At 64.6% G+C, this 21,271-nt stretch carries 17 protein-coding genes; 9 read left to right on the top strand and 8 right to left on the bottom strand.

Going from position 1 to position 21,271, the window contains the following annotated elements; all coding sequences use genetic code 11:
* Positions 1 to 5: 5 nt before the first annotated feature.
* Both ACIPG5_RS12820 and ACIPG5_RS12815 read right to left on the bottom strand, forming a co-directional pair.
* Complete coding sequence (locus ACIPG5_RS12820) at positions 6 to 1,478, bottom strand: inorganic phosphate transporter (RefSeq protein WP_176511876.1); 1,473 nt, start codon at positions 1,476 to 1,478, stop codon at positions 6 to 8.
* 290 nt (positions 1,479 to 1,768) lie between these two features.
* Complete coding sequence (locus ACIPG5_RS12815; protein WP_176511875.1) at positions 1,769 to 1,969, bottom strand: hypothetical protein; 201 nt, start codon at positions 1,967 to 1,969, stop codon at positions 1,769 to 1,771.
* A gap of 458 nt (positions 1,970 to 2,427) precedes the next feature.
* Between ACIPG5_RS12815 and pcaR the strand changes: the two genes are divergently transcribed.
* From pcaR to pcaC, 9 genes are all read left to right on the top strand, one after another.
* The gene (pcaR, locus tag ACIPG5_RS12810; protein WP_236193445.1) at positions 2,428 to 3,303 is read left to right on the top strand and encodes a pca regulon transcriptional regulator PcaR; all 876 of its coding nucleotides are present in this window, start codon (positions 2,428 to 2,430) and stop codon (positions 3,301 to 3,303) included.
* A 304-nt stretch (positions 3,304 to 3,607) separates the two neighbouring features.
* Positions 3,608 to 4,951: an MFS transporter gene (locus ACIPG5_RS12805; protein WP_236235203.1), complete on the top strand. Its 1,344-nt coding sequence runs from the start codon at positions 3,608 to 3,610 to the stop codon at positions 4,949 to 4,951.
* 135 nt (positions 4,952 to 5,086) lie between these two features.
* Positions 5,087 to 5,947 carry a CoA transferase subunit A gene (locus ACIPG5_RS12800; RefSeq protein WP_401375396.1) on the top strand — a complete coding sequence of 287 codons (861 nt, stop codon included), beginning with the start codon at positions 5,087 to 5,089 and terminating at the stop codon, positions 5,945 to 5,947.
* Positions 5,944 to 6,723, top strand: a complete 780-nt coding sequence (locus ACIPG5_RS12795; RefSeq protein ID WP_176511872.1) for a CoA-transferase subunit beta — start codon at positions 5,944 to 5,946, stop codon at positions 6,721 to 6,723. The genes ACIPG5_RS12800 and ACIPG5_RS12795 overlap by 4 nt, the downstream gene beginning before the upstream one ends.
* The gene (gene pcaF, locus ACIPG5_RS12790) at positions 6,720 to 7,925 is read left to right on the top strand and encodes a 3-oxoadipyl-CoA thiolase (RefSeq protein ID WP_401375571.1); all 1,206 of its coding nucleotides are present in this window, start codon (positions 6,720 to 6,722) and stop codon (positions 7,923 to 7,925) included. The genes ACIPG5_RS12795 and pcaF overlap by 4 nt, the downstream gene beginning before the upstream one ends.
* 187 nt (positions 7,926 to 8,112) lie before the next feature.
* On the top strand, positions 8,113 to 9,402 hold the full coding sequence (locus tag ACIPG5_RS12785; protein ID WP_176511871.1) for an MFS family transporter: 1,290 nt from the start codon (positions 8,113 to 8,115) through the stop codon (positions 9,400 to 9,402).
* Positions 9,403 to 9,411: 9 nt separating this feature from the next.
* Positions 9,412 to 10,764: a 3-carboxy-cis,cis-muconate cycloisomerase gene (locus ACIPG5_RS12780; RefSeq protein ID WP_401375392.1), complete on the top strand. Its 1,353-nt coding sequence runs from the start codon at positions 9,412 to 9,414 to the stop codon at positions 10,762 to 10,764.
* An 11-nt stretch (positions 10,765 to 10,775) separates the two neighbouring features.
* Entirely contained in the window at positions 10,776 to 11,567 is a 792-nt protein-coding gene (gene pcaD / locus ACIPG5_RS12775; protein ID WP_176511869.1) for a 3-oxoadipate enol-lactonase, read from the top strand.
* Between the two features lie 8 nt (positions 11,568 to 11,575).
* Complete coding sequence (gene pcaC / locus ACIPG5_RS12770; protein WP_176511868.1) at positions 11,576 to 11,968, top strand: 4-carboxymuconolactone decarboxylase; 393 nt, start codon at positions 11,576 to 11,578, stop codon at positions 11,966 to 11,968.
* Between the two features lie 132 nt (positions 11,969 to 12,100).
* Here the strand turns inward: pcaC and ACIPG5_RS12765 are convergent, their stop codons facing one another.
* The 6 genes from ACIPG5_RS12765 to ttgA form a co-directional block, all read right to left on the bottom strand.
* Positions 12,101 to 12,613 (bottom strand): DUF962 domain-containing protein, encoded by a 513-nt coding sequence (locus ACIPG5_RS12765; protein WP_236235200.1) that lies wholly within the window; start codon positions 12,611 to 12,613, stop codon positions 12,101 to 12,103.
* Between the two features lie 70 nt (positions 12,614 to 12,683).
* On the bottom strand, positions 12,684 to 13,607 hold the full coding sequence (locus tag ACIPG5_RS12760) for a LysR family transcriptional regulator (RefSeq protein ID WP_176511866.1): 924 nt from the start codon (positions 13,605 to 13,607) through the stop codon (positions 12,684 to 12,686).
* A 189-nt stretch (positions 13,608 to 13,796) separates the two neighbouring features.
* Positions 13,797 to 15,050, bottom strand: coding sequence for an OprD family porin (locus tag ACIPG5_RS12755; RefSeq protein ID WP_236193443.1), 1,254 nt, complete (start codon positions 15,048 to 15,050; stop codon positions 13,797 to 13,799).
* Between the two features lie 263 nt (positions 15,051 to 15,313).
* A complete protein-coding gene (locus ACIPG5_RS12750; protein WP_236235198.1) occupies positions 15,314 to 16,768 on the bottom strand; it encodes an AdeC/AdeK/OprM family multidrug efflux complex outer membrane factor in 1,455 nt (484 codons plus the stop codon).
* Positions 16,765 to 19,917: a multidrug efflux RND transporter permease subunit TtgB gene (gene ttgB, locus ACIPG5_RS12745; RefSeq protein ID WP_314616235.1), complete on the bottom strand. Its 3,153-nt coding sequence runs from the start codon at positions 19,915 to 19,917 to the stop codon at positions 16,765 to 16,767. Before ttgB ends, ACIPG5_RS12750 begins: the two co-directional genes overlap by 4 nt.
* 3 nt (positions 19,918 to 19,920) lie before the next feature.
* Positions 19,921 to 21,087: a toluene efflux RND transporter periplasmic adaptor subunit TtgA gene (gene ttgA / locus ACIPG5_RS12740; protein ID WP_176517254.1), complete on the bottom strand. Its 1,167-nt coding sequence runs from the start codon at positions 21,085 to 21,087 to the stop codon at positions 19,921 to 19,923.
* Between the last annotated feature and the right edge of the window lie 184 nt (positions 21,088 to 21,271).

Here is a 21,271-nt window from a genome sequence, read left to right as displayed (position 1 = left end):
ATTGCTTAGCCCAGCGCCTTGGACGCCAGCCAGAACAGGCCGGCAGCCAGGCCCATGGAGGCAGGCAGGGTCAGCACCCAGGCCAGCAGGATGGTTTTCACCGTGCCGCCTTGCAGGCCGCTCTTGTTGGCGACCATGGTGCCGGCCACACCGGACGACAACACATGGGTGGTCGACACGGGCAGGGCAAACACGTTGGCCAGGCCGATGGCACAGGCCGCGGTGATCTGCGCCGACATGCCCTGGGCATAGGTCATGCCTTGCTTGCCGATCTTCTCGCCCACGGTCAGCACCACACGCTTCCAGCCAACCATGGTGCCCAGGCCCAGGGCCAGGGCGACGGCCACGATCACCCAGAACGGGGCGTATTCGGTGGTGGCGGTGAGGTCTTTGCGCAGCTTCTCCAGGTCAGCCTTTTCACGGGCTTCCAGGCCTGGCAGCTTGCCGACCTTCTTCGCCGTGTCGTCCAGGCACAGCAGGTAGCGGCGCACTTCGACGCGCTTGTCGGCGCTGAGGGCGCGGTAGTCGGTCACACCTTGCAGCGAGGTCTGCAGCGCGGCGATGGTCGGCTCGGTCTGCTGCGGGTTGCAGCTGAACTGCTCCGGCAGGTCGCTTGGCTGGGCCTTGCCCAGTGCCAGGAACTCGCCCAGGGTGCCGGCGTTGCGCTGGTAGAACTGGCTCAGGTGGGTGGTGGCGTCACGGGTGCGCTCGATCTGGTAGGTGGTGCTGTTCAGGTCGAGGACGAACTTGGCCGGCACGATACCGATCAGCACCAGCATGATCAGGCCGATGCCTTTCTGGCCATCGTTGGAGCCGTGCACGAAGCTCACGCCCATGGCCGAAATCACCAGTACCAGGCGGTTCCAGAAGGGTGGGTGCTTCTTGTCGTCGAGCTTGCGGCGTTGCTCCGGGGTCTTGTGCATCTTCGACAGCGGGCGCCACCACTTCAGGCCGAGCAGCAACAGGGCTGCGACAGCGAAGCCGGCCATGGGCGAGACCACCAGCGACATGGCGATGTCGATCGCCTTCTGCCAGTTGACGCCATCACCCAGGGGGATGTCGTTGATCATGGCGTTGGCCAGGCCCACACCGAGGATCGAACCGATCAGGGTGTGCGAGCTGGAGGCGGGGATGCCGAAGTACCAGGTGCCCAGGTTCCAGGTGATGGCCGCGGCCAGCAACGAGAAGACCATGGCCAGGCCATGGCCGGTGTTCACGTTGATCAGCAGTTCCACCGGCAACAGGTGGACGATGGCGTAGGCCACGCCGACACCGCCGAGCAGAACGCCGAGGAAGTTGAACACCCCGGAGAAGAATACGGCCAGGTGCGGTGGCATGGCTTTGGTATAGATGACGGTGGCTACCGCGTTGGCGGTGTCATGAAAGCCATTGATGAACTCGAAGGCGAGCACGAAGGTCAAGGCGAGCAGCAGGCTCACCAATACCCAGGCATCCAGTCCGCTGAATAAATCGATCATGAAGGTTGTCTGGCGGTCATAGGGGGGCGGGATTATGCCAGAAAACCTTGGCAATCGATGCACCCACTGCAGACCAGCGGCAGGCTTGTGAAGCGCCTCTCAGTGCCTGAAATGACGTGCTGAAACGGAAAAAGTTCCGCTAAAAAACACAAAATCAGATGAATTTCGCCAAATTTACGAAAAAGGCCAGGGCGTTCCACTGTTCAAACGCTTGTATGAAATTTGTGTAATTCCATTTCATCGGCGGCCGATCGGTAAAGATCGGCGCGCCGCAAGGGGCCTGGCAGCGATCAGGGCTCGTCGCTGCGCAGTTCCTTTTCCATCTTTTCCAGTTCCTGGCTGAACACCTGATCCTGAACCGTGGCACGTTTGCGCCAGGGTTTGCGTTCCGGGTCGGGTTGAGCGGCGTAGGTGGTGACTTCGCCACCGTAAACTTCCTTGTAACGTTCAGCCTGGCGCTCGAGTTCCGCGCGCAGTTCTTCTTTCGTCACAGTAATACCTGAATGCGTAATAGTGCTGATGTTGTATGCAGGCGCTAGTTGCCCATGCACTGAGTGTGCTGGATGGCCAATGTCGGTAATGCCTGCAGTGCCGGTGTATCGATCGGTGCCAGCAGAATCGATTATAGCAATCGATAAAGTGCCAAACAGGGTTATTTACGTCCCGTTGACATCACGGTTTGCAAGTTGCCGGCGTGTGCAAACTTTGAGCGAACAAGGCGGGGTAAAGTTCAGCACGATGGTGAGGCAGGGCAGGCGGGGAAAACAAAAACGGCCTCGCACTAGGCGAGGCCGCTGCCCGGGACTTCTACGGTGGGTACCTGACCAGTCTCTCCAAAGAAGCCACAAGTGGCAGGAGAAAGGTATAAGTAAATTTGTCAGCGGTCAATTGCGATTATCGGCCGTTCGTTCGATAATCGCACGAGCTAGCGATTTTTTTGAGGTGAGCGATGAGCGACCAAACCCAGGCCAACGAATCCGACAACCCCGAGGCGCCCCGCCCGAGTTCGCCGGCACTGGCGCCGCCGATCGTGGCTTCGCCGGCCAAGCGTATCCAGGCCTTTACCGGCGACCCCGACTTCATGACCTCGCTGGCCCGGGGGCTGGCGGTGATCCAGGCCTTCCAGGAGCGCAAGCGCCACCTGACCATCGCCCAGATCAGCCACCGCACCGAAATCCCCCGGGCCGCCGTGCGCCGCTGCCTGCACACGCTGATCAAGCTTGGCTACGCCACCACCGATGGCCGCACCTATTCGCTGCTGCCCAAGGTGCTGACCCTGGGCCACGCCTACCTGTCCTCGACGCCGCTGGCGGTATCGGCCCAGCCCTACCTGGACCGCATCAGCGACCAACTCCACGAGGCGGCCAACATGGCCACCCTCGAAGGCGACGACATCCTTTATATAGCGCGCTCGGCCACGGTCGAGCGGCTGATCTCGGTCGACCTGTCGGTGGGTGGGCGCTTGCCGGCCTATTGCACGTCGATGGGGCGCATCCTGCTGGCGGCGATGGACGACACCAGCCTGCGCGAATACCTCGATCGCGCCGACCTCAAGGCCCGCACCAGCCGCACCCTGCATGACGCCGAATCGCTGTTCGCCTGCATCCAGCAGGTACGGGCGCAAGGCTGGTGCGTGGTCGACCAGGAGCTGGAGCAGGGCTTGCGCTCGATCGCGGTGCCGATCTACGACGCTTCGGGCCAGGTGCTGGCGGCGCTGAATGTCAGTACCCATGTCGGGCGGGTGAGCCGCAGCGAACTGGAGCAGCGTTTCCTGCCGATTTTGCTGGCGGCCAGCCGCGATCTTTGCCATCAGCTGTTTGGCTGAAATGCGCTATGGGGTCGCTTTGCGGCCCCCCCGGCACTGTTTCCTGTTCGATAAACGCACAGTGTCGTTCCCGGTGAATTGCACCCCCTCCATTCGCTGATTAATGTCTCTCGCAACGGTCGGCCTTGCCGACCGAACAAGAAAAACATAAGAGGCGCACCTTCATGCTCACTGTCCCTTCGCTGCCGCGGCCGTACCCGCTTGCAGTGCCGTTGTTTCCAGGCTGACCCAAGCTCGCACTTGCCCGTACTTGCCCCTGCACTGTTGCAGTGGCCCGCCCGTGCCCAACTTCTGGATAACAACAATGAACAAACCCCACGCAGTCGGGCATTGCCTCGACGTACAGTCCTTCATTAATGAACAACCGCTGTCGCGTTATCAGTGGCGGGTGGTGATGCTCTGCTTTCTTATCGTCTTTCTCGACGGCCTGGACACCGCGGCCATGGGTTTCATCGCCCCTGCATTGTCCCAGGAGTGGGGCATCGACCGCGCAAGCCTTGGCCCGGTGATGAGCGCCGCGCTGATCGGCATGGTGTTCGGCGCCCTGGGTTCGGGGCCGCTGGCCGACCGTTTCGGCCGCAAGGGCGTGCTGGTGGCGGCGGTGCTGGTGTTCGGTGGCTTCAGCCTGGCCTCGGCCTATGCCAGCAACGTCGACCAACTGTTGGTGCTGCGTTTTCTTACCGGATTGGGCCTGGGGGCCGGCATGCCCAATGCCACCACGCTGCTCTCCGAATACACCCCCGAGCGCCTCAAGTCGTTGCTGGTCACCAGCATGTTCTGCGGCTTCAACCTGGGCATGGCCGGGGGTGGTTTCATTTCCGCCAAGATGATCCCGGCTTACGGCTGGCACAGCTTGCTGGTTGTCGGTGGGGTGTTGCCGTTGCTGCTGGCGGTGGTGCTGCTGTTCTGGCTGCCGGAGTCGGCGCGGTTTCTGGTGGTGCGCAACCGCGGCAATGACAAGGTGCGCAAGACCCTGGCGCCGATCGCCCCGGCCGTGGTGGCCCAGGCGGGCAGCTTCAGCGTGCCGGAACAGAAGGTGGTGGCCGCGCGCAACGTGTTCGCGGTGATCTTCTCCGGCACCTACGGCCTGGGCACGCTGCTGCTGTGGCTGACCTACTTCATGGGCCTGGTGATCGTCTACCTGCTGACCAGCTGGCTGCCGACGCTGATGCGCGACAGTGGCGCGAGCATGGAGCAGGCCGCCTTCATCGGTGCGTTGTTCCAGTTCGGTGGCGTGCTCAGCGCGGTGGCGGTGGGCTGGGCCATGGACCGCTTCAACCCGCACAAGGTCATTGGCGTGTTCTACCTGCTGGCGGGGGTGTTCGCCTATGCGGTGGGGCAGAGCCTGGGCAACATCACCGTGCTGGCCACGTTGGTGCTGGTTGCCGGCATGTGCGTGAACGGCGCGCAATCGGCCATGCCTTCGCTGGCGGCACGCTTCTACCCGACCCAGGGGCGTGCCACCGGGGTGTCCTGGATGCTCGGCATCGGCCGCTTCGGCGCCATTCTGGGGGCATGGAGCGGGGCGACGTTGCTGGGTCTTGGTTGGAACTTCGAACAGGTGCTGACGGCGCTGCTGGTGCCGGCGGCATTGGCGACGGTCGGGGTGATCGTGAAGGGCTTGGTCAGCCACGCCGACGCCACGTGAGTGGGCCAGGCGGAGATAGGTAGGGGCGCAATAATCGGTTCGATAATCGCACGAATAGTCGATTATCGGATTGTAAGCCCCCCACCTCTCTCCTTAATCTGAACGCAACGTAGCACCCTGACCAGGAGTCTCCAAATGGCTGCAATTCTCCCGCTTCACGAAGCCGTGAAGCAGTTCATCCAGGATGGCGATACCGTCGCCCTCGAAGGCTTCACCCACCTGATCCCGACTGCCGCCGGCCACGAGATCATCCGTCAGGGCAAGCGCGGCCTGACCCTGGTGCGCATGACCCCGGACCTGATCTACGACCAGCTGATCGGCGCCGGCTGCGCCTCCAAGCTGATCTTCTCCTGGGGCGGCAACCCGGGTGTCGGTTCGCTGCACCGCCTGCGCGATGCCGTCGAGAAGCAGTGGCCGCACGCCATCGAGATTGAGGAGCACAGCCACGCCGACCTCGCCAACGCCTACGTTGCCGGTGCCTCCGGCCTGCCGTTCGCGGTGCTGCGTGCCTACGCCGGCTCCGACCTGCCCAAGGTCAACCCACTGATCAAGAGCGTCACCTGCCCGTTCACCGGCGAAGTGCTGGCGGCGGTGCCGTCGGTACGCCCGGACGTCACCGTGATCCACGCGCAGAAGGCCGACCGCAAGGGCAACGTGCTGCTCTGGGGCATCCTCGGCGTGCAGAAGGAAGCGGCCCTGGCGGCCAAGCGCTGCATCGTCACCGTCGAAGAAATCGTCGATGACCTGCAGGCGCCGATGAACGCCTGCGTGCTGCCGACCTGGGCCCTCAGCGCGGTGTGCCTGGTGCCCGGTGGCGCCCACCCGTCCTATGCCCATGGCTACTACGAACGTGACAACCGCTTCTACCAGGCATGGGACCCGATCGCGCGCAACCGCGAAACGTTCACCGCCTGGATCGACACCTACATCCGTGGCACCGCCGACTTCAACGCATTCAAGGCCAAGCTGGCCAGCACCGCGGAGGCTGCACAATGAGCTACTCCACCTCTGAAATGATGACCGTGGCCGCTGCCCGCCGCCTGCGCAATGGCGCCGTGTGCTTCGTCGGCATCGGCCTGCCGTCCAAGGCTGCCAACCTGGCGCGCCTGACCTCGTCGCCCGACGTGGTGCTGATCTACGAGTCCGGCCCGATCGGGGCCAAGCCGAGCGTGCTGCCGCTGTCGATCGGCGATGGCGAGCTGGCCGAAACCGCCGACACCGTGGTGCCGACCGGCGAGATCTTCCGCTACTGGCTGCAAGGCGGGCGCATCGATGTCGGCTTCCTTGGCGCCGCCCAGGTCGACCGCTTCGGCAACATCAACACCACCGTGGTCGGTGACTACCACGCGCCCAAGACCCGCCTGCCAGGTGCCGGCGGCGCGCCGGAGATCGCAGGCTCGGCCAAGCAGGTGCTGATCATCCTCAAGCAGTCGCCACGAGCCTTCGTCGACAAGCTCGACTTCATCACCTCGGTCGGCCACGGTGAAGGCGGCGATTCGCGCAAGCGCCTCGGCCTGCCCGGCGAAGGCCCGGTCGGCATCATCACCGACCTGTGCATCATGGAGCCGGAAGCCGGCACCCACGAATTCATCGTCACTGCCATCCACCCGGGCGTGACCCGTGAGCAGATCGTCGCCGCCACCGGCTGGGCCATTCGTTTCGCCGACGATGTGCAGACCACCGCCGCGCCAACGGAAACCGAGCTGGGCGCGCTGCGCGACCTCGAAGCCCGTACCGCCGCGGCCCATGGCCAGGTGGCAGGAGAAGCCTGATGCGCGACGTATTCATCTGTGACGCCATCCGCACCCCGATCGGCCGCTTCGGTGGCGCCCTGGCCGGTGTGCGTGCCGACGACCTGGCGGCAGTACCGCTCAAGGCGCTGATCGAGCGCAACCCGAACGTGCAGTGGGACCAGCTCGACGAAGTGTTCTTCGGCTGCGCCAACCAGGCCGGTGAAGACAACCGCAACGTGGCGCGCATGGCGCTGCTGCTGGCGGGCCTGCCGCAAAGCGTGCCGGGGGTGACCCTCAACCGCCTGTGCGCCTCGGGCATGGATGCCATCGGCACCGCGTTCCGTGCCATCGCCAGTGGTGAAATGGAGCTGGCCATCGCCGGGGGCGTGGAGTCCATGTCGCGGGCCCCGTTCGTCATGGGCAAGGCCGAGAGTGGCTATTCGCGCAACATGAAGCTCGAAGACACGACCATCGGCTGGCGCTTCATCAACCCGCTGATGAAAAGCCAGTACGGCGTGGACGCGATGCCGGAAACCGCCGACAACGTGGCCGACGATTACCAGGTGTCGCGCGCCGACCAGGACGCCTTCGCCCTGCGCAGCCAGCAGAAGGCCGCGGCGGCCCAGGCTGCAGGCTTTTTCGCCGAAGAGATCGTGCCGGTGCGCATTGCCCACAAGAAGGGCGAGACTGTGGTCGAGCGCGATGAACACCTGCGCCCGGACACCACCCTTGAAGCGCTGACCAAGCTCAAGCCGGTCAATGGCCAGGACAAGACTGTCACCGCCGGCAACGCCTCGGGCGTCAACGACGGCGCCGCAGCTTTGATCCTGGCCTCGGCCGAGGCGGTGAAGAAGCACGGCCTGACCCCGCGGGCCCGCGTGCTGGGCATGGCCAGTGCCGGCGTGGCGCCACGCGTGATGGGCATCGGCCCGGTACCGGCAGTGCGCAAGCTGACCGAGCGCCTGGGCGTGGCGGTGAGTGATTTCGATGTGATCGAGCTCAACGAAGCCTTCGCCAGCCAAGGCCTGGCAGTGCTGCGTGAACTGGGTGTGGCCGATGATGCGCCGCAGGTGAACCCCAATGGCGGCGCGATTGCCCTGGGGCACCCGCTGGGCATGAGCGGGGCGCGCCTGGTGCTGACCGCGTTGCACCAGCTTGAGAAGCGTGGTGGGCGCAAGGGCCTGGCGACCATGTGCGTGGGCGTTGGCCAAGGCTTGGCGTTGGCCATCGAGCGAGTTTGATCTTACCGGCCTCATCGCCGGCAAGCCGGCTCCCACAGGGAAAACCACGCCTATCCCTGTGGGAGCCGGCTTGCCGGCGATGAGGCCGGTGCTTACGACACAAGGCTAATGGCCAGCCCCACAGCGGAACGAGTGTGTTACTAGGTATGTCTAGACTTACCTAGGACCCTCCAGGAGTAAAACCGTCATGACCTCAGCCTATTACACCGGCGAAGAACGCAGTAAGCGCATCTTCGCCATCGTCGGCGCCTCTTCAGGCAACCTGGTGGAATGGTTCGACTTCTACGTCTATGCCTTCTGCGCGATCTACTTCGCCCCGGCCTTCTTCCCCTCCGACGACCCCACCGTGCAGCTGCTCAACACGGCCGGGGTGTTCGCCGCAGGCTTTCTGATGCGCCCCATCGGCGGCTGGATCTTCGGCCGCCTGGCCGACCGCCACGGGCGCAAGAATTCGCTGATGATCTCGGTGCTGATGATGTGTTTCGGCTCGCTGATGATCGCCTGCCTGCCCACCTATTCCGCCATCGGCACCTGGGCGCCGGCGCTGCTGTTGCTGGCACGCCTGATCCAGGGCCTGTCGGTGGGCGGCGAATACGGCACCACCGCCACCTACATGAGTGAAGTGGCCCTGCGCGGGCAGCGCGGCTTCTTCGCCTCGTTCCAGTACGTCACCCTGATCGGCGGCCAGTTGCTCGCGGTGCTGGTGGTGGTGGTGCTGCAGCAGCTGCTCAGCGAAGACGAGCTGCGCGCCTGGGGCTGGCGCGTTCCGTTCGTGGTCGGCGCCATCGCCGCACTGATCTCGCTGATGTTGCGCCGTTCGCTGCACGAGACCAGCAGCGCCGAAACCCGCAAGGACAAGGACGCAGGTTCGATCAAGGGCCTGTTCCGCAACCACGCCGCGGCCTTCATCACCGTGCTCGGCTACACCGCCGGCGGCTCGCTGATCTTCTACACCTTCACCACCTACATGCAGAAATACCTGGTCAATACCGCCGGCATGACGGCGAAAAACGCCAGCTTCGTGATGACCGGCGCACTGTTCCTGTTCATGGTGCTGCAGCCGTTCTTCGGCATGCTCTCCGACCGCATCGGCCGGCGCAACTCGATGCTGCTGTTCGGCGCTTTGGGCACGCTGTTCACTGTGCCGCTGCTGATGGCACTGAAGACCGTCAGCAGCCCGTTCATGGCCTTCGTGCTGGTGACCCTGGCGCTGTGCATCGTCAGTTTCTACACCTCGATCAGTGGCCTGGTGAAGGCCGAGATGTTCCCGCCGCAAGTGCGTGCGCTGGGCGTGGGCCTGGCCTATGCGGTGGCCAACGCGGTATTTGGCGGCTCGGCCGAATACGTGGCGCTGGGCTTGAAAACCATGGGCATGGAGAACACCTTCTACTGGTACGTGACCGCCATGATGGCGATCGCCTTCCTGTTCAGCCTGCGGCTGCCGAAACAAGCGGCGTACTTGCACCATGACGACTAAGGACGCTGCATGAGCAACCAACTGTTCGACGCCTACTTCACCGCCCCGGCCATGCGCGAGGTGTTCTGCGACCGTGGCCGCCTGCAGGGCATGCTCGACTTCGAAGCGGCCCTGGCCCGTGCCCAGGCCAGCGCCGGGCTGGTGCCGCACAGCGCGGTAGCGGCCATCGAAGCGGCCTGCCAGGCCGAGCGCTACGACACCCGTGCGCTGGCCGATGCCATCGCCACGGCGGGCAACTCGGCCATACCGCTGGTCAAGGCGTTGGGCAAGGTGATCGCCAGCGGCGTGCCGGAAGCCGAGCGCTACGTGCACCTGGGCGCCACCAGCCAGGACGCCATGGACACAGGCCTGGTGCTGCAGCTGCGCGCCGCGCTCGAGCTGATCGAAGCCTACCTTGCCAAGCTGGCCGACACCCTGGCGCAGCAGGCCCTGCAGCATGCCGACACCCCGCTGGTGGGGCGCACCTGGCTGCAGCATGCCACGCCGGTGACCCTGGGCATGAAGCTGGCCGGTGTGCTCGGCGCCCTCACGCGCCACCGCCAACGCCTGCAGGAGCTGCGCCCGCGCTTGCTGGTGCTGCAGTTCGGCGGGGCTTCCGGCAGCCTGGCCGCACTGGGCAGCAAGGCCATGCCGGTGGCCGAGGCCTTGGCCGCGCACCTCAAGCTGAACCTGCCGGAACAACCCTGGCACACCCAGCGAGACCGCCTGGTGGAGTTTGCCTCGGTGCTGGGCTTGATCGCCGGCAGCCTGGGCAAGTTCGGCCGCGACATCAGCCTGTTGATGCAGACCGAGGCGGGCGAGGTGTTCGAGCCTTCGGCACCGGGCAAGGGCGGCTCGTCGACCATGCCGCACAAGCGCAACCCGGTGGGCGCGGCGGTGCTGATCGGCGCCGCCACGCGCGTGCCGGGCCTGCTTTCGACGCTGTATGCCGCCATGCCCCAGGAGCACGAACGCAGCCTGGGCCTGTGGCATGCCGAGTGGGAAACGCTGCCGGATATCTGCTGCCTGGTGTCCGGTGCCCTGCGCCAGGCACAGGTGATCGCCGAAGGCATGCAAGTGGATGCCGAACGCATGCGCCGCAACCTCGACCTGACCCAGGGCCTGGTGCTGGCCGAGGCGGTGAGCATCGTCCTCGCCCAGCGCCTGGGCCGTGACCGCGCCCACCATCTGCTGGAGCAATGCTGCCAGCGTGCCGTCGCCGAGCAGCGCCACTTGCGTGCCGTGCTGGGGGATGAGCCGCAGGTCAGCGCCGAGCTGTCGGCAGAAGAACTCGACCGCCTGCTCGACCCCGCCCACTACCTCGGCCAGGCCCGCGTCTGGGTGGCGCGGGCGGTGGCTGAACATCAACGTTTCACTGCCTGAAGGAGACCGCTGTGGCGCAATTGCAACTGGCCGATGGCGTACTGAACTATCGATTCGATGGCCCGGAAGATGCCCCGGTGCTGGTGCTGTCCAACTCGCTGGGCACCGACCTTGGCATGTGGGACAGCCAGATCCCGCTGTGGAGCGAGCATTTTCGCGTGCTGCGCTACGACACCCGCGGCCATGGCGCCTCGCTGGTGACCGAGGGCCCTTACCGCATCGAGCAGCTGGGCCGCGATGTGCTGGCGCTGCTCGATACCCTGGATATCGCCCACGCGCACTTCGTCGGCCTGTCGATGGGCGGCCTGATCGGCCAGTGGCTGGGCATCCATGCCGGCCAGCGCCTGCACAGCCTGACCCTGTGCAACACGGCGGCGAAAATTGCCAACGACGAGGTGTGGAACACCCGCATCGACACCGTGCTCAAGGGCGGCCAGCAAGCCATGGCCGACTTGCGCGACGCCTCCATCGCCCGCTGGTTCACCCCGGCGTTTGCCAAGGCCCAGCCTGAGCAGGCGCAGCGCATCTGCCAGATGCTGGCGCAGACCTCGCCCCAGGGCTATGCCGCCAACTGCGCGGCGGTGCGCGATGCCGATTTCCGTGAGCAGCTGGGCCGCATCCAGGTGCCGACGCTGATCGTCGCCGGCACCGAGGACGTGGTCACCACCCCGGAACATGGCCGCTTCATGCAGGCCAACATCGTCGGTGCCACCTATGCCGAGTTCCCGGCTGCGCACCTGTCCAACGTCGAGATCGGCGAGGCCTTCAGCCGCCGCGTGCTCGATTTTCTGCTGGCCCGCTGAGGTATCCGATGGACGAGAAACAACGTTACGACGCCGGCATGCAGGTACGCCGCGCGGTACTTGGCGATGCCCATGTGGACCGCAGCCTGGAGAAGCTCAACGACTTCAATGGCGAGTTCCAGGAGATGATCACCCGCCACGCCTGGGGTGATATCTGGACCCGCCCGGGCCTGCCGCGGCACACCCGCAGCCTGGTCACCATTGCCATGCTGATCGGCATGAACCGCAACGACGAGCTCAAGCTGCACCTGCGTGCGGCGGCCAACAACGGCGTGACCCGCGAGGAGATCAAGGAAGTGCTGATGCAGAGCGCGATCTACTGCGGGATTCCGGCGGCCAATGCCACCTTCCACCTGGCCGAGTCGGTGTGGGATGAGTTGGGTGTGGAGTCGAGGAAGTAACCCTCGGCGTCACGCAACCGCTGTAGGAGCGGCCTTGTGTCGCGAAAGGGCCGCAAAGCGGCCCCTTCGATCATTGCGGCGAAGCTGAAAACTCGGGCCGCTGCGCAGCCCTGTCGCGACACAAGGCCGCTCCTACACAGAGCGCAGCGCCACCGGCCCGGCATTGGCCTCCACGGCACGCTTCAGATTCGGGCACAGCCCAAGCATGAACCCCGCTTCCGCCACCACGAACAACGGCCCGATGATCAGCCCGCTGACATCATCGACGAACGCTGGCTTGCGCCCTTCGTAATAGTGCCCGACGAACTGGATGATCCAGCCCACCACGAACGCACCCACCCCCGCACTGAGCCACACTGCCGTGCCTTGCACCGCCAGTGCCTGGCCAACCCACAGGCACAGCCCCAGCAGCAGGCCCATCACCAGCCCCAAGCGCAGGTCCAGGCGCAGGTAGAACCACACCGAAGCGGCCGCGGCAAGCAGCGCGGGTGACAGCCAGATGCCTGCCACATCCCAGCCTGGGCGCGACAGCAGGATGGTCACCGCCACCACGATCAACGGAATGCCGACGAAGTGGGTGGCGATGTTGCGCGGGTCGCGGTGGTAGGCGGCGTACTGGCTCAGGTGTTCGACGAGGTTTTTCATTGTTGTGCCTCCTTGGGTAGCCATTGGCCCACTATTGCTGAGAATAGCCCGCAGTCGAAGCATCATCAGCTCAGCGAATGGCAGCAGCTCGCACCGGCATATCCAGCCCCACCAGGGTCTCGATCATCGCCCGCGCCGCTGGCGACAGGCGATAGCCGCTGCGGCTGACCACCCCGCAGCGCACGCTCAGCACCTCCAGTGCCGGCGGCAGGTTGCGCCAGTGCAGGCGCACCAGGTTGCCCGCGGCCAGGTCGTCGGCCACCGCTTCTTCGCTGGCGGTGCCGATGGCATCGCTGGCCTGCACCACGCTGCGCAGCACGGCCAGGTGTTCGGTCTGCAGGTGCGGGGTGAAATCGCTGCGCCCGCTCAGGTTGGCCAGGCGCTTGCGCACCCCGGGGGTGAGCAGGGCGCTGGCCAGGGGGTAGGCGAACAGGTCGTTGGTCGACAGGCTGTCCTTGGCCAGCAGCGGGTGGCCGGGGCGGCAGAAGAACAGCCCAGGGCGAGGGCTGAGCGGCTCGGTGTGGAAATTGGGGTCGGCTTCGAAGGGGCGGATGTCGTCGACGAAGAACTCGATCTGCTCGCGGCGCAACGCCTGGCCCAGGCGTTCGCCGTTGTCGACGGTCAGCGAGGTGCGGATGCCGGGGTGGCGCGCGATGAACTGCTGCAGGGCCTGCGGCACCAGGCGCACGGCCAGCGCCGGGCCGCTGCCGAAGTGCAGCTCGCCGGCGTCGAGCTTGGTCATTTGCAGCACGTCGTTGCTCAGTTGCGCAGCGCCTTGTACCAGGCGGCGGGCGTGCTGCAGCACCACCAGGCCTTCGGGGGTGGGCGGCAGGGCTTTGCTGGCGCGGTCGACCAAGGGGCAGCCGAAACTTTGCTCCAGGCCCTGGATGGCGCGGCTGAAGGCCGGCTGGGTGATGCCCATGGCTTCGGCGGCACGGACGAAACTGCGGTACTCGGTGAGGGCGATGAAGTAGCGCAGTTGGCGAAGGTCCATGTCGAGGCTCTGCGGCGGGGAGAGAGGCCGATTTAAACGGTTACCTCATATGTCGTCAATGAAGGATTTATTGTTTATTTATTCGTTTTAGTTATTTGTTTGTGTGGGCTTCATCGCGGATGAATCCGCTCCTACGGAGGGCAGCGCGGCCGTTGTAGGAGCGGATTCATCCGCGATGGGGCCGCAACCTCAAAGCAGATTCAACGGATAACTCACAATCAAGCGGTTCTCATCAAACGAATTGGTGCTGAAGTCCCGCCGCATGGTCGAGTTGCGCCACTTCACCGACAAATCCTTGAACGACCCCGACTGCACCACGTAGGCCAGCTCGGTCTCACGCGCCCATTCCTTGCCATCGTCGACCCCACCCGCCGTCACCTTGTCGCCCTTGATGTAGCGGTTCATCAAGGTCAGCCCCGGGAAGCCCAGCGTCACGAAGTTGAAGTCATGGCGCACCTGCCAGGAGCGCTCCTTGGCATTGTCGAAGCTCGAGTTGTAGCTGTCGTTGGCCAGGGTGCCGCCGCTGGTGCCGTTGACCCTCAACCAGGCGTCGTCGCCACTGACTTTCTGCAGGCCGACATAAAAGGTGTTGCCTTTGTACCGTGCCGAGAGCATCGCCGAAGCCGTGCGGTTGTCCAGTTGCCCGGCGCGCTCGGCGCCGTCTTCCTTGCCGATGAAGTAGCCCAGGTTGGCGCCCAGGGTCCATTCACCCAGTGGCTGGCTGTGCACCAGGTTGAGGTACTGCTGGCGGTAGATGTCCTTGAGCTGGGCGTCCCACAGGCCGACCAGAGTGCGTTTGTCGTTGAAGCTGTATTCACCGCCGGCGAAGTTGAAGCGATCGGAGGTAAAGGCTGCGCGGCCGTTGAGCGACATGTCGTCCATGCTGGCGTCGTTGCGCGGGCTGTTGCCGCGCAACTGGCCGGCGTACAAGGTCAGGCCGGCGATTTCCCGGGAGGTGAGCTGGCCGCCGCGGAAGGTCTGCGGCAGCGAGCGGCCATCGTCGGCACGCAGGATCGGCAACACCGGCATCCACTCGCCGACCTTCAGTTCGGTCTCGGAGAGTTTGGCCTTCAAGGCAACGCCGAGGCGGCCGAAGTCGTCGGCGGGGCGGCCATCGTCGTGTACCGGCAGCAAGTGGGTATTGGTGGTGCCCTTGCCGCCATCGAGCTTGACCGAGTACAGGCCCAGCACATCGACGCCAAAGCCTAGCGTGCCCTGGGTGAAGCCCGAGCGGGCATCGAGGATGAAGCTCTGGGTCCATTCCTCGCCCTTGGCCTGGGGGTGGGCCGGGTCGACGAAATTGCGGTTGATGTAGAAGTTGCGCAGGTTGAGGCTGGCCTTGGCGTCTTCCATGAAACCGCCTTCGGCGGCGTACACGGGGAGGGCGCAGGACATGGCCAACAAGCCGGGCAGCAGCTGGCGTGCGGGTTGCAAAGTGCTCATCGGTGGTGGATCTCTTGTTTTTATTGGCGAGCCTGTGCGCTGCAGGGTGCGGGCCTGCAGGGGCGGGGCTGTTTGATGAACCGGTGCAACGTTGCGTGAGCGATGGTGAGGGGCAGGGCGGGGATGGGGCAATTCGCCGCAAGCGGAATCGGGCGATAATCGAACGCTATGTTCCAGCGGGTTAATTGTTGTGGCTGCGGGCCTTGCCGGCATCAACAAAAAGCCCACCGCAAGGGTGGGCTTGATGCTGTTGCCAGAACGAATCAGCTGTTCGGCGTAGCCACCGAAGCCTGCTGATTGGCCTGCCCGGACTGCTCGTACCAGCCACCGCCGAGCGCCTTGTACAGGTTGACCTCGCTGGTCAGCTGCGAAAGGCGGTCGGTGATCAGCGACTGCTGGGCGCTGAACAGGTTGCGCTGGGCGTCGAGGAAGGTCAGGTTGCTGTCGATACCGATGCGGTAGCGACGCTCTGCCAGGCGGTAGTAATCCTGGTTCGCCTGCACCAGGTCGCGTTGCGCCTGCAGCTGCTCTTCGAAGGTCTTGCGCGCCGCCAGGCCATCGGAGACTTCCTGGAAGGCGGTCTGGATGGTCTTTTCGTACTTGGCGACGTTGATGTCCTTCTGGATCTTCGAGTAGTCCAGGCTGGCCTTCAGGCTGCCGGCGTTGAAGATCGGCAGGTTGATCTGCGGCTGGAACAGCCAGGTGCCTTGCCCGCCCGAGAACAGGTGGCCCATGTCGGGGCTCAGGCTGCCGGCGTTGGCGGTCAGGCTGATGCTCGGGAAGAACGCGGCCCGGGCTGCACCGATATTGGCGTTGGCGGCCTTGAGCAGGTGCTCGGCTTCCTGGATGTCCGGGCGGCGGCGCAGCACGTCCGACGACAGGCCGGCCGGCACGTCGGCGAGCTGGTCGGCATTGAGCTCGAGCGGCTTGGCCAAGTCTGCAGGAATGCCGGTGCCGATCAGCACGGCCAGGCTGTTGGCGTCCTGGGCGACCAGGCGCTGGTACTGCGAGTACTTGACCCGCGCGCCTTCCACGGCGGTGCGCGCCTGGCTGACGTCGAGGGCCGAGGCGACGCCCACTTCATTGCTGCGACGCGTGAGGTTGTAGCTTTCCTCGTAGGTCTTGAGGGTGTCCTCGGTCAGCTTGAACAGCGCCTGGTCGGCCTGCCAGGTGTAGTAGGCGTTGGCCACGCTGGCCACCAGGGCGATCTGCGTGGAGCGGCGCGCCTGCTCGCTGGACAGGTAGGTTTCCAGGGCCTGCTCGGTGAGGCTGCGCACCCGGCCGAACAGGTCCAGCTCATAGGCGCTGACGCCCAAAGTGGCCGAGTACTGGCTGGTGATGCCCGACTCGCCGGTCTGCGACATGTTCGCCGGCACCCGCTGGCGGCTGCCGCTGCCCGTGGCGGAAACCGCCGGGAACAGGTCGGCACGCTGGATGCGGTACTGGGCGCGGTAGGCGTCGATGTTCAACGCGGCCACGCGCAGGTCGCGGTTGTTGACCAGCGAGGTCTGGATCAGCTGCTGCAGCGCCGGGTCGTGGAAGAACTGGCGCCAGCCCTGTTCGGCGGCAGCAACCTCGGCCGACTGGGCCGGGGAGTACGCAGGGCCTTGCGGCCACTGCGCAGCCACCGGCGACTCCGGGGTCTGGTAATCAGGGATCAGCGAGCAGCCGCCAAGAATGAAAGCGGTTACCGCCAGGGACAACAAAGACTTGGTCATTGCCCAGCCTCATAACGTGGAGTTTCAGGGGTGGCGTCTTTTTCCGGCTCTTTGCTGCCGAACACCGACGACACTGCGACGAAGAATAGCGGTACCCAGAAGATAGCCAGGATGGTCGCACTGATCATGCCGCCGATCACGCCGGTGCCGATGGCGTGCTGGCTGCCGGCGCCAGCGCCGCTGGCGATGGTCAACGGTACCACCCCGAGGATGAACGCCAGCGAGGTCATGATGATCGGGCGCAGACGCATGCGGCACGCCTCGATCGCCGCGTCATACAGGCTGCGGCCTTGCTCATGCAGTTCCTTGGCGAATTCCACGATCAGGATGGCGTTCTTCGCCGCCAGGCCGATGGTGGTCAACAGGCCGACCAGGAAGTACACGTCGTTCGACAACCCGCGCAGGCTGGTGGCGATCAGTGCACCGATGATACCCAGTGGCACTACCAGCACGACCGCGATCGGGATCGACCAGCTTTCGTACAGGGCTGCCAGGCAGAGGAACACGAACAGGACCGAGAGCGCGAACAGTGCCGGCATTTGCGAGCCGGAGAGTTTTTCCTCGTAGGACATGCCGGTCCAGGAGAAGCCGATGCCGTCAGGCAGCTCGCCGGCGATGCGTTCCACCTCGGCCATGGCTTCACCGGTACTGTAGCCAGGGGCTGGCGCACCGAGAATTTCCATCGCTTCGACGCCGTTGTAGCGCGAAAGCTTCGGCGAACCGTAGCTCCACTCGCCTTTGGCGAAGGAGGAGAACGGCACCATCTCGCCTGCGCCGTTGCGCACGTACCACTTCTGCAGGTCTTCCGGGCTCATCCGCGAGTTGGCTTCACCCTGGATGTACACCTTCTTGACCCGGCCGCGGTCGATGAAGTCGTTGACGTAGCTGGCACCCAGGGCAATCGACAGGGTGTTGTTGATGTCGGCGATGGTCACGCCCAGGGCGCTGGCACGTTCGTCATCGATGGTCAGCTGGTACTGCGGCTCATCGTTCAGGCCGTTGGGGCGCACGGCACTGAGTACCTTGCTCTGGGCGGCCTTGGCGAGGAACTGGTTGCGCGCTTCCATGAGTTTTTCATGGCCGACACCGCCGCGGTCCTGAAGGAACACGTCGAAGCCGGTGGCGTTACCCAGTTCGAGTACGGCAGGCGGGGCGAAGGCGAACACCATCGCATCGCGGAAGCCGAAGAAGTGCTGCTGGGCGCGCTGGGCCAGGGCGAACACGCTGTTCTCCTTGGAGCGCTCATCCCACGGCTTGAGCATGATGAACGCCATGCCCGAGCTCTGGCCACGGCCGGCGAAGTTGAAGCCGTTGACGGTGAACACCGAGGCAACGGTATCGGCTTCGTCCTTGAGCAGGTACTCGCGCATCTGGTCGACCACCACCTGGGTGCGCTCGGCACTGGAGCCGGCCGGGGTCTGCACCTGGGCGAACAGCACGCCCTGGTCTTCCTCTGGCAGGAACGCGGTGGGGATGCGGGCGAACAGCCAGATCATGCCGACCACGATCAGCGCGTAGGCGAGCAGGAACGGCACCTTGTTGCGCAGGATGGCACCGACGCTGCGCTCGTAGCCGTTCACGCTGCGGTCGAAGTTGCGGTTGAACCAGCCGAAGAAACCACCCTTGGCCACATGGTGCTCGCCCTTCTTCAGCGGCTTGAGCATGGTGGCGCACAGGGCCGGGGTGAAGATCAGCGCCACCAGCACCGACAGGCCCATGGCCGAGACGATGGTGATGGAGAACTGCCGGTAGATCACACCGGTGGAACCGCCGAAGAAGGCCATGGGCAGCAGTACCGCCGACAGCACCAGGGCGATACCGACCAGCGCACCCTGGATCTGCTCCATGGAGCGCTTGGTCGCCTCCTTGGGCGGCAAGCCTTCCTCGGACATGACCCGCTCGACGTTCTCCACCACGACGATGGCATCGTCCACCAGCAAGCCGATGGCCAGGACCATGGCGAACATGGTCAGGGTGTTGATGCTGAAGCCGGCGGCGGCAAGGATGCCGAAGGTACCGAGCAATACCACCGGTACGGTCATGGTGGTGATGATGGTGGCGCGGAAGTTCTGCAGGAACAGGTACATCACCAGGAACACCAGGACCACGGCTTCGATCAGGGTGTGGATTACCCCGCTGATCGATTCGGTGACCACCGGCGTGGTGTCATACGGGAACACTGCCTTCACCCCAGGCGGGAAGAACGGCTCCAGGTCGTTGACGGTCTGGCGCAGGGCCTTGGCGGTGTCCAGGGCGTTGGCGCCAGTGGCCAGCTTGACCGCCAGGCCCGACGCCGGCTTGCCGTTGAACTGGGCGCTGACGGCGTAGTTCTCGCCACCCAGGCCGACCTCGGCAACATCACCCAGGCGTACCTGCGAGCCATCCTTGTTGACCTTGAGCAGGATCTTCTCGAACTGCTCGGCAGTCTGCAGGCGGGTCTTGCCGATGATGGTGGCGTTGAGCTGGGTACCCGGCATGGCTGGCAGGCCGCCGAGCTGGCCGGAGGACACCTGCACGTTCTGCGCGGCGACCGCGGTCCTGACGTCGACCGGGGTCAGCTGGAACTTGTTCAGCTTGGCCGGATCGAGCCAGATACGCATGGCGTACTGGGCACCGAACACCTGGAAGTCACCGACACCGGCAGTACGCGAGATCGGGTCCTGCATGTTGGAGACGATGTAGTTGGCCAGGTCGTCCTTGGTCATGCTGCCGTCTTCGGACACCAGGCCGATCACCAGCAGGAAGTTCTTCACTGCCTTGGTGACGCGGATACCTTGCTGCTGCACTTCCTGCGGCAGCAGCGGGGTGGCCAGGTTCAGCTTGTTCTGCACCTGGACCTGCGCGGTGTCAGGGTTGGTGCCCTGCTCGAAGGTCGCGGTGATGGTCATGCTGCCGTCGGAGTTGGACTCCGAGGACACATAACGCAGGTTGTCGATACCGTTGAGCTGCTGCTCGATCACCTGTACCACGGTGTCCTGCACGGTTTGCGCCGAGGCGCCCGGGTAGGTCACGGCGATGGCGATGGCCGGCGGCGCGATGCTCGGGTACTGGTTGATCGGCAGCTTCAGGATCGACAAGGCGCCGACCAGCATGATCACCAAGGCGATCACCCAGGCGAAGATCGGGCGATCGATAAAGAACTTCGACATGGTTTACTCCGCTTTGGCGTCTGCTTTTGCGTCTGCTTTGGCCGCGTTGGCCTGATCAGGGCCGCCCGGCTTCTTGACGTTGGTGGCATCGCTGACCTTGACTTCGACGCCAGGGCGCACGTACTGCAGGCCTTCGGTGATCAGGCGGTCGCCCGGGTTGAGGCCTTCTTCGATCAGCCAGTCGCTGCCCAGGGTGCGGCTGGCCTTGAGCTGGCGCAGTTCGACCTTGTTTTCCTGGTTGACCACCAGCGCGGTGGGGGCGCCCTTGAGGTCACGGGTCACGCCTTGCTGCGGGGCCAGGATGGCATTGCTGTTGACCCCGGCCTTGAGCCGCGCATGCACGAACATGCCAGGCAGCAGGGTGTGGTCGGGGTTGGCGAAGATGGCACGCAGGGTCACCGAGCCGGTGGTCTCGTCGACCGCGACTTCGGAGAATTCCAGGCGGCCTTCCTGCTTGAACAGGCTGCCGTCTTCGAGCACCAGCTGTACCGAGGCGGCGTTGTCGCCAGCCTTCTGCAGCTGGCCGCTTTCCAGGTCACGGCGCAGCTTGAGCAGCTCGGCAGTGGACTGGGTGACGTCGACGTAGATCGGGTCGAGCTGCTGGATGGTGGCCATGGCGTTGGTCTGGCCGTTGCTCACCAGTGCACCTTCGGTGAACGAGGAACGGCCGATGCGGCCGCTGATCGGTGCCAGTACCTTGGTGTAGCGCAGGTCGATCTGGGCGCTCTTGAGCGAGGCGTCGGCTTGCAATCGTTTGGCATTGGCGTCGTCGTATTCCTGCTTGGAAACGGCTTGCTCGTCGATCAGCTGCTTGTAGCGCTCGGCCAGCGAGCGGGTCGCCTGCAGGTTGGCCTGGGCGTTGGCCAGGTTGGCCTCGTACACGGCTGGGTCGATCTGGTAGAGCTGCTGCCCTTCCTTGACGTCGCTGCCTTCCTTGAACAGGCGCTTGAGGATGATGCCATTGACCTGCGGGCGCACTTCGGCGACGCGGAAGGCGCTGGTGCGCCCCGGCAGTTCCGAGGTCAGGGTGAAGGCTTGCGGTTGCAAGGTAACGACGCCGACCAGAGGAGCCTGCGCTGCGGGCGCGGCTTCTTCTTTCTTACAGCCACTTAGCAGGGTTGCCAGGGCGACGGCGGAAACCAGAGCGGTAACGGCTGGCTTGAATTGCATGAGGATCCTCGGGTCGCTAGAGCTGGGAGACGCTCAAGAGTAATGGAAGAGTCTTGTCAGAAAAAAATCTATCCGGTGGATAAATAGCTTACTAACGAATATACTTACATTCACGGTTGTTTGTAAATAGCGCTGGGTGCTACCAGATGTCGTCCCCAGCCGTCGATTAGCCAATCCGGTAGGT

It is taken from the genome of Pseudomonas sp. NPDC087029 (genome assembly GCF_044745345.1).
In the GTDB taxonomy this organism is placed as follows: Bacteria; Pseudomonadota; Gammaproteobacteria; order Pseudomonadales; family Pseudomonadaceae; genus Aquipseudomonas; species Aquipseudomonas faucium.
Note: the sequence above shows the minus strand (reverse complement) of the source record. Positions and strands in the feature narration are given on the sequence as shown.